Source organism: Candidatus Protofrankia californiensis, from assembly GCF_900634765.1.
In the GTDB taxonomy this organism is placed as follows: Bacteria; Actinomycetota; Actinomycetes; order Frankiales; family Frankiaceae; genus Protofrankia; species Protofrankia californiensis.
In genome coordinates, this window is sequence record NZ_CAAAFT010000483.1 from 1 (window position 1) to 5,676 (window position 5,676).

The following is a 5,676-nucleotide window of genomic DNA, read 5'->3' on the forward strand; positions in this document are numbered from 1 at the left end:
CTTCAAGATCGTCGGCAAGCCCTTCACCACCGAGCCCTACGGTATCGGCATCAAAAAGGGTGACACCGCCTTCTGCCAATTCATCGACGAGCAGCTGACTGCGGCGTCGGCAGACGGGCGCTATGCCAAGGCGTGGGAATCCACGGCGGGCAAGGTCGCCAAGACCACGCCGACCCTGCCCACGCTCGCCCCCTGCTCCTGATCACCATAACTTCGTGACCCCGCAACCTTTGTAACCTTGCAGTCTCCTGAGCCAACGCCACCCCGGGAGCCGCCATGGATGTCATCACCGACAACCTGGGCCTGTATGCCGACGGCCTGTTGGGAACATTGAAAATCTGTGGTCTGGTTGCCGTGGCGGCGTTGCTGCTCGGGATCGTTCTCGCGGGATTCCGGGTGTCGCCGGTGCCACCCCTGCGTGCCGTGGGCACCGCCTATGTCACGCTGGTCCGCAACTGCCCCCTGACAATTGTCCTGTTCGCCTTCGCCTTCGGCCTGCCGGAGGCGGGGGTCAATGGCTCGTACTTCACCTTCGGGGCCGTCGGGCTCACCATCTACACCGCCGCATTTGTCTGTGAGGCGGTACGCAGCGGAATCGGGGCGGTGGAAGCAGGCCAGGCGGAAGCTGCCCGCTCGATCGGCCTCACCTTCGGCCAGTCGTTACGGCTGGTCGTCCTTCCACAGGCGATCCGGGCGGTCATCCCCCCGCTGGGAAATGTCGCGATCGCGATGGTGAAGAACTCCGCGATCGTCGGTGCGTTCGGGGTCGGCGGCGAGCTCTACAGCGTCGCGAGCACGCTGAACGGCGCGAGGGGTGAACCCGCGTTACCGGTCTACTCCGGCGTCGTGATCGGATATCTCGTCATCATCATCCCCGCCGGCCTGCTCGTGCTGGTGGCAGAGAAACGGTTCAGGGTGACACGGTGAGCGGCTCGGTTCTTCACGATGCTCCGGGCCCGCGCGGACGCCGGCGTATCGCCGTTGCCAGCGCCGTCGTCAGCCTCGTCCTGATCGGCCTGGTGGTGCTGGCCGCCCGCCGGCTGGCGGCCAACGGACAGTTCGACAGCAGCAAATGGAGCCCGCTGTTCAACCCGGGCGACGAGGACTTCCCAGACCTGTGGCGCCTTCTCGGCGGCGGCCTGCTGCACACCCTGACAGCCGCTGCCCTGGCCATGTCCTTTTCCCTGGTGTTCGGTGTTCTCATCGCGACGACCAGGATCTCCGCCGCACGGTGGTACCGGTGGGCCGTCGTCGGGGTGGTCGAACTGCTGCGCGGTGTACCCGTGGTCATTGCGATCTTTTTTGCCGCACAGGTTCTCCCGGCCTATGGATTCAGGCTGCCGCTGCTGTGGTACATCGTGATCGGTCTGACGGCCTACAACTCGGTGGTCATTTCCGAAATCGTCCGGGCGGGCATACTCGCGGTACCGAAAGGGCAGACCGAGGCAGCGTCGGCCCTGGGTCTCACCCGCGGCCAGACACTGCGGATCGTCCTGCTGCCGCAGGCATTCCGCTCGATGCTGCCGGCTGTGATCAGCCAGCTCGTGGTGATTCTCAAGGACACCTCGCTCGGAGCTTTCATCTCCTACGAGGAACTGTTGCGCCGGGGTCTGATCGCCATTCAGACCCTGCGCAACCCGATCCAGACCTACCTGGTCATCGCCGGCATCTTCATACTCGTCAACTACCTGGTGACCAGGTTGGCGACCTACCTGGAGGCGAGGCTGTCCGGCCGGGTGGGGTCACGTCCCCGCGAAGCCGCGACGCCATGACAACAGGCTCCTTTCCAGAAACCGGACGATGCCGTCGCTGAGCAGTCCCAGCAGTCCGTAAATCGCGAGACAGAGAACGATGATGTCGGTCCGGTTCCAGGCCTGCGCATGGTTCAGCAGGTAGCCGATGCCGCGGTCGGTGTTCACCTGCTCGGCGAAGACCAGTAGAAGCCATGCCACGCCGAGTGCCCACCTCAGGCCCACCAGGAAGCCGGGCACCGATCCCGGGACGATGACGCGCCGGATGAGGCCCTGCCGGCCGAGTCCGAAGATCATACCCGCTTCGACCAGTTTGGCGTCGACGCCCCGGATCGCGGCGAACGTGTTCATATAGATCGGAAAGACCACACCTATGACGATAAGGAAGATCTTAGCTTCCTCCCCGATTCCGATCCAGACGATGATCAGTGGAAGTAATGCGATGACCGGGATCGTCCGGAGGAAATTCATGGACGAGTCGACGACGTCCTCACCCAACCGGAAGAATCCCGCGACAACCGCCAGCGACAGACCGATGGCCACGCCGAACAGAAGTCCCCAACCCACTCGGTAGAGTGAGCTGCCCAGGGCGTCCAGCAGCTCACCGCTGCCCCACATTTCCCGCCCCGCCGCCAGTACGGCGCCGGGTGAGGCCAGCGATCGGCTGCTGACGATCCCGAAACTCGTCACCAGCTGCCACGTCAGGTAAAGAAGAAACGGGCCGGTGAGCCGGCGCACCCATCGGGGTATTTTCCGTCGGCCCCGGACGGTACGCCACTGCCTGCTGTGGTCCCGCGACGCCGGGACGGCCCGGTGGGTGCGCTCGGCCGTTGTGCCGCTGCCGTCGCGGTCACCTGTCGTCGCCGTGGACTCACGTGAGATGGTTTCGGTCATGCGCTTCCCTTCCGTCTGGTCAGGTCGCTGGGACGGCAGTGGAAAGGGGCGCGCTGAACTCCTTGTCGACCGCCGCGTCGAACTCGTCGTCGACGTTCAGGGCCTTCGGCAACTCGCCGACGCCGATGAGAAGCCTGGCCTGGACCCGCTGGCTCTCGACGAAGTCGTCCGGCACCGGGCCGTAGCGGGTTGCCGGCAGGCTGGCGAAGTACTCCGCGGAAGCCGCCGGATCCTGATGCAGCTGCTTCACGTAGTAGGCATCGACCCAGCCCGCAGGATTTGCCTTGGGCCAGGTGGACGCCTTGGCCAAACGGACCAGAAAGTCCTGGATGACGGCCCGCTTGGCCGGGTCCTTCAGGGAGTTCTTGGCCGCCAGGATCACACTGTACTGGGGTATCGGTTTGGTCTCGACCTCTACTACGTCCGGATTCTTTCGGAAGTATGTCTGGATGAACTGCCGGGTGTAGACGACCGCGTCCACCGTCCCGGATTCAAGAGTCGCCAGCAAGCTCGTGCCGGGGATGTTGACAGCAGTGACGTTCTCCTGCGTGAGCCCGACGCTGTCGAGCTGGTTGAGCAGGTATCCGTGCAGCGACGTGCCGGTGGTGAACGCGACCCGCTTGCCCTTCAGGTCGGCCACGGTCCTGATACCCGACTGGCGGGTAGCGATGATGGTCTGGCTGTTCACCGTGGACTTGGAGATCGCGACGACAGTGACGTCGGCGTGCGCCGCGTTCGCGAACAGCACCGGGGTGTCACCCATCGTTCCGATGTCGATCTTGCCGGCGCTGAAGGCCGCGTTCATGTGCGGACCGTCGGCGAAGGTGTTCCACTGCAGGTCATAGGGGGTTCCCTGGCTCTGCCCGGACAGCTCCAGGGGCAACTGGAGTCCTTTACTCTGGTCGCCTATCCGCAGCGTTAACCTGTCGCCCGCATGCGTCCCCGCGGACCCGTCGCGCGAGGACGTCGAGTTCCCTCCGCATGCGATGCCGGCGACGGCTATGAGGGCGATGAGCACGGCGGACAGCGGAGCCAGACGCCGCATGGGCCGTCGCCGGTAGGACATCAGGTCCTCCACATGAGAGGTCGTCCGGAGCAGGTGTGAGCACGCGATCCGGTGCGGTGATCGGCAGCTGGTCGGCCGTGGCCGGCGACCTTGCAACGGTCGTCCGACCACGGCCGGTGTCATGCGGTGAGGCGCCCGTGCGCCCGACCGCCAGCCGGTCAACCGGCGGTGACAATCAACCTACGGTGACAATTAACCGGCGGTGGCAATCAGTTCGCGAGGAACGGCTGCCCGGCCACGAGTTCCGCCTGCCGCCCGTCGACCCCGACCGGGATGTCCCCTTCCAGGGTGATCCGGTACAGCACGCGGTCGAAGTCGAGGTGGTTGAGGTCGGACGGGCCCAGGTGCGCGGTCGCCCGGTTGTCCCAGAAAGCGACGTCACCCGGGCTCCAGCGGAAGCGCACCGTGTACTCGGGCCGGGCGATCTGCTCGTAGAACAGGTCGAGAATCCGATAGCTCTGACGCTGAGAAAACCCGATGATCTCGTTTTCCCCGGAGGTGAAGCTCGGGCTGACGAAAAGCGCCCGCTCGCCCGTTTCAGGGTGCACACGAACCACCGGGTGGATCGCCGCCAGGGGATTTGACGCGATCTTCTGCCCATAGGCGGTCCCCGCCAGGAGCCGGGGGTTGAAGCTGTGCTTGGCCCGTAGTCCGTCGGCGAACTTACGCAGCTCCTCCGGGAGGCCCTGATAGGCCGCGACCAGGTTGGTCCAGGCGGTGTCACCACCGTACGGGGGGACGATGTCGGCGCGCAGAATCGACCCGGCCGGCGGGTTCACCAACGCCGTGACGTCGGTGTGCCAGCCATTGTCGTAGGTGGCCCTCCGCTTGCCGAACTTCTCCACGTAACGGCGGCTGTCGATCGGCAGAATCTGCGGGAAACCCTCGGGTGGGGCATCCTCGTGCGGGTGGGCGGGAGTGATTTTACCGAACCTGGACCCGAAGGCGATCTGCTCGGCGTGACCGATGGACTGGTCGCGGAAGAACACGACCTTCCACCGCAGCAGTGCGGAACGGATCTCGGCGATCGCGGCGTCGTCGAGATCCCGGCTCAGGTCGACACCGTGAATCTCGGCTCCGGTGTGACCGGAAAGAGGCCGGACATCGATGCCCAGCTGTTGAGCGGTACTTGTCATCTCTGTGTACTCCAGACTGGTTGGCGTCAAGAGCGCGCGACCATGTTTTTCGCGTGCTCGAAGGCCCCGAGAAACCTACGTGGCCGAAAAGCACGCGACCATGGATTTCCGCACTCGGAGGCCGGCTGCGGACGGACGGGGCACGGGCAGGTCGACAGTTCCTCCGGGGGAGATCGACCTCTGACACTGGTTGTTATGACAGCACCATCCAGGCGGTCACGGAATCCAGGTGGTCATGGAACGAACAGCGGATTTCGGCCGTGGCCGACCCGTCCCGGAATGACCCGTTCCGGAATGACCCGTTCCGGAACAATTCCGGCCCGCGCCGGCGTGTTCTCATGCATGCGCGAACGGATGATCCGGCCGGCGGAATACGAGCAGCACGGGAAACGACGGCAGTAACCGGTGACCGGCCGGAGTCACCCGAAAGGGCGCCGCGGCGCCATGACTCCACCGCCTACAAAAGAATCAACAACACCATGTCGTACGACGGGCGGAACAGCGGCGGGCGGCATGAATACCGCACTCAGGCAATACGCGCCCAAGCAATGTACACCCAAGCAGGGCGGGCCCGATGTTGCTCATGTTCCAATACTCATACCGCCGACCGGCCGGGTCAATGTTTACCGTTCGAGTGAAAATAACTCAGTCGGGGAGCCGGCTGCCCGGGGTGGCACGTGCCGGGCTCAGGCTGCGCGGGCTGCGATGGACGGCGTCCAGCACGGTTGCGCTCGCCGCAACTGCGAGGCTCTGCGGACCGAAGCGGGTGGGCAGCACGATGCGTTCAGGGCTGTCGCACACACGCGAGTGCGCCGCGATCTGCTCGTAC

Annotated in this window: 5 protein-coding genes and 2 pseudogenes; 3 read left to right on the plus strand and 4 right to left on the minus strand. The window is 64.9% G+C overall.

Annotated elements, in window-relative coordinates; genetic code table 11:
- The 3 genes and pseudogenes from DD1DGNOD_RS24825 to DD1DGNOD_RS24835 form a co-directional block, all read left to right on the plus strand.
- A pseudogene (locus DD1DGNOD_RS24825) lies at nucleotides 1-202 on the plus strand (transporter substrate-binding domain-containing protein); the annotation flags it as partial.
- A gap of 74 nt (nucleotides 203-276) precedes the next feature.
- Nucleotides 277-927: an amino acid ABC transporter permease gene (locus DD1DGNOD_RS24830; protein ID WP_131768779.1), complete on the plus strand. Its 651-nt coding sequence runs from the start codon at nucleotides 277-279 to the stop codon at nucleotides 925-927.
- Nucleotides 924-1,772, plus strand: a complete 849-nt coding sequence (locus DD1DGNOD_RS24835; RefSeq protein WP_131768780.1) for an amino acid ABC transporter permease — start codon at nucleotides 924-926, stop codon at nucleotides 1,770-1,772. The genes DD1DGNOD_RS24830 and DD1DGNOD_RS24835 overlap by 4 nt, the downstream gene beginning before the upstream one ends.
- On the opposite strand, the gene DD1DGNOD_RS24840 is transcribed toward DD1DGNOD_RS24835, so the two are convergent.
- The 4 genes and pseudogenes from DD1DGNOD_RS24840 to DD1DGNOD_RS24855 all read right to left on the minus strand — a co-directional run.
- Nucleotides 1,743-2,645 carry an ABC transporter permease gene (locus DD1DGNOD_RS24840; protein ID WP_131771149.1) on the minus strand — a complete coding sequence of 301 codons (903 nt, stop codon included), beginning with the start codon at nucleotides 2,643-2,645 and terminating at the stop codon, nucleotides 1,743-1,745. The two genes, DD1DGNOD_RS24835 and DD1DGNOD_RS24840, sit on opposite strands and share 30 nt — an antisense overlap.
- 19 nt (nucleotides 2,646-2,664) lie before the next feature.
- Entirely contained in the window at nucleotides 2,665-3,711 is a 1,047-nt protein-coding gene (locus tag DD1DGNOD_RS24845) for a PhnD/SsuA/transferrin family substrate-binding protein (RefSeq protein WP_131768782.1), read from the minus strand.
- Between the two features lie 209 nt (nucleotides 3,712-3,920).
- Complete coding sequence (locus tag DD1DGNOD_RS24850; protein WP_131768783.1) at nucleotides 3,921-4,847, minus strand: TauD/TfdA dioxygenase family protein; 927 nt, start codon at nucleotides 4,845-4,847, stop codon at nucleotides 3,921-3,923.
- Between the two features lie 645 nt (nucleotides 4,848-5,492).
- Nucleotides 5,493-5,676, minus strand: a pseudogene (locus DD1DGNOD_RS24855) (serine/threonine protein kinase); the annotation flags it as partial.

Excerpts from the sequence above, each read along its gene's own strand:
- DD1DGNOD_RS24845 (WP_131768782.1), bottom strand. The coding sequence starts at position 3,711 with ATGTCCTACCGGCGACGGCCCATGCGGCGTCTGGCTCCGCTGTCCGCC.
- DD1DGNOD_RS24850 (WP_131768783.1), bottom strand. The coding sequence starts at position 4,847 with ATGACAAGTACCGCTCAACAGCTGGGCATCGATGTCCGGCCTCTTTCC.
- DD1DGNOD_RS24840 (WP_131771149.1), bottom strand. The coding sequence starts at position 2,645 with ATGACCGAAACCATCTCACGTGAGTCCACGGCGACGACAGGTGACCGC.
- DD1DGNOD_RS24830 (WP_131768779.1), top strand. The coding sequence starts at position 277 with ATGGATGTCATCACCGACAACCTGGGCCTGTATGCCGACGGCCTGTTG.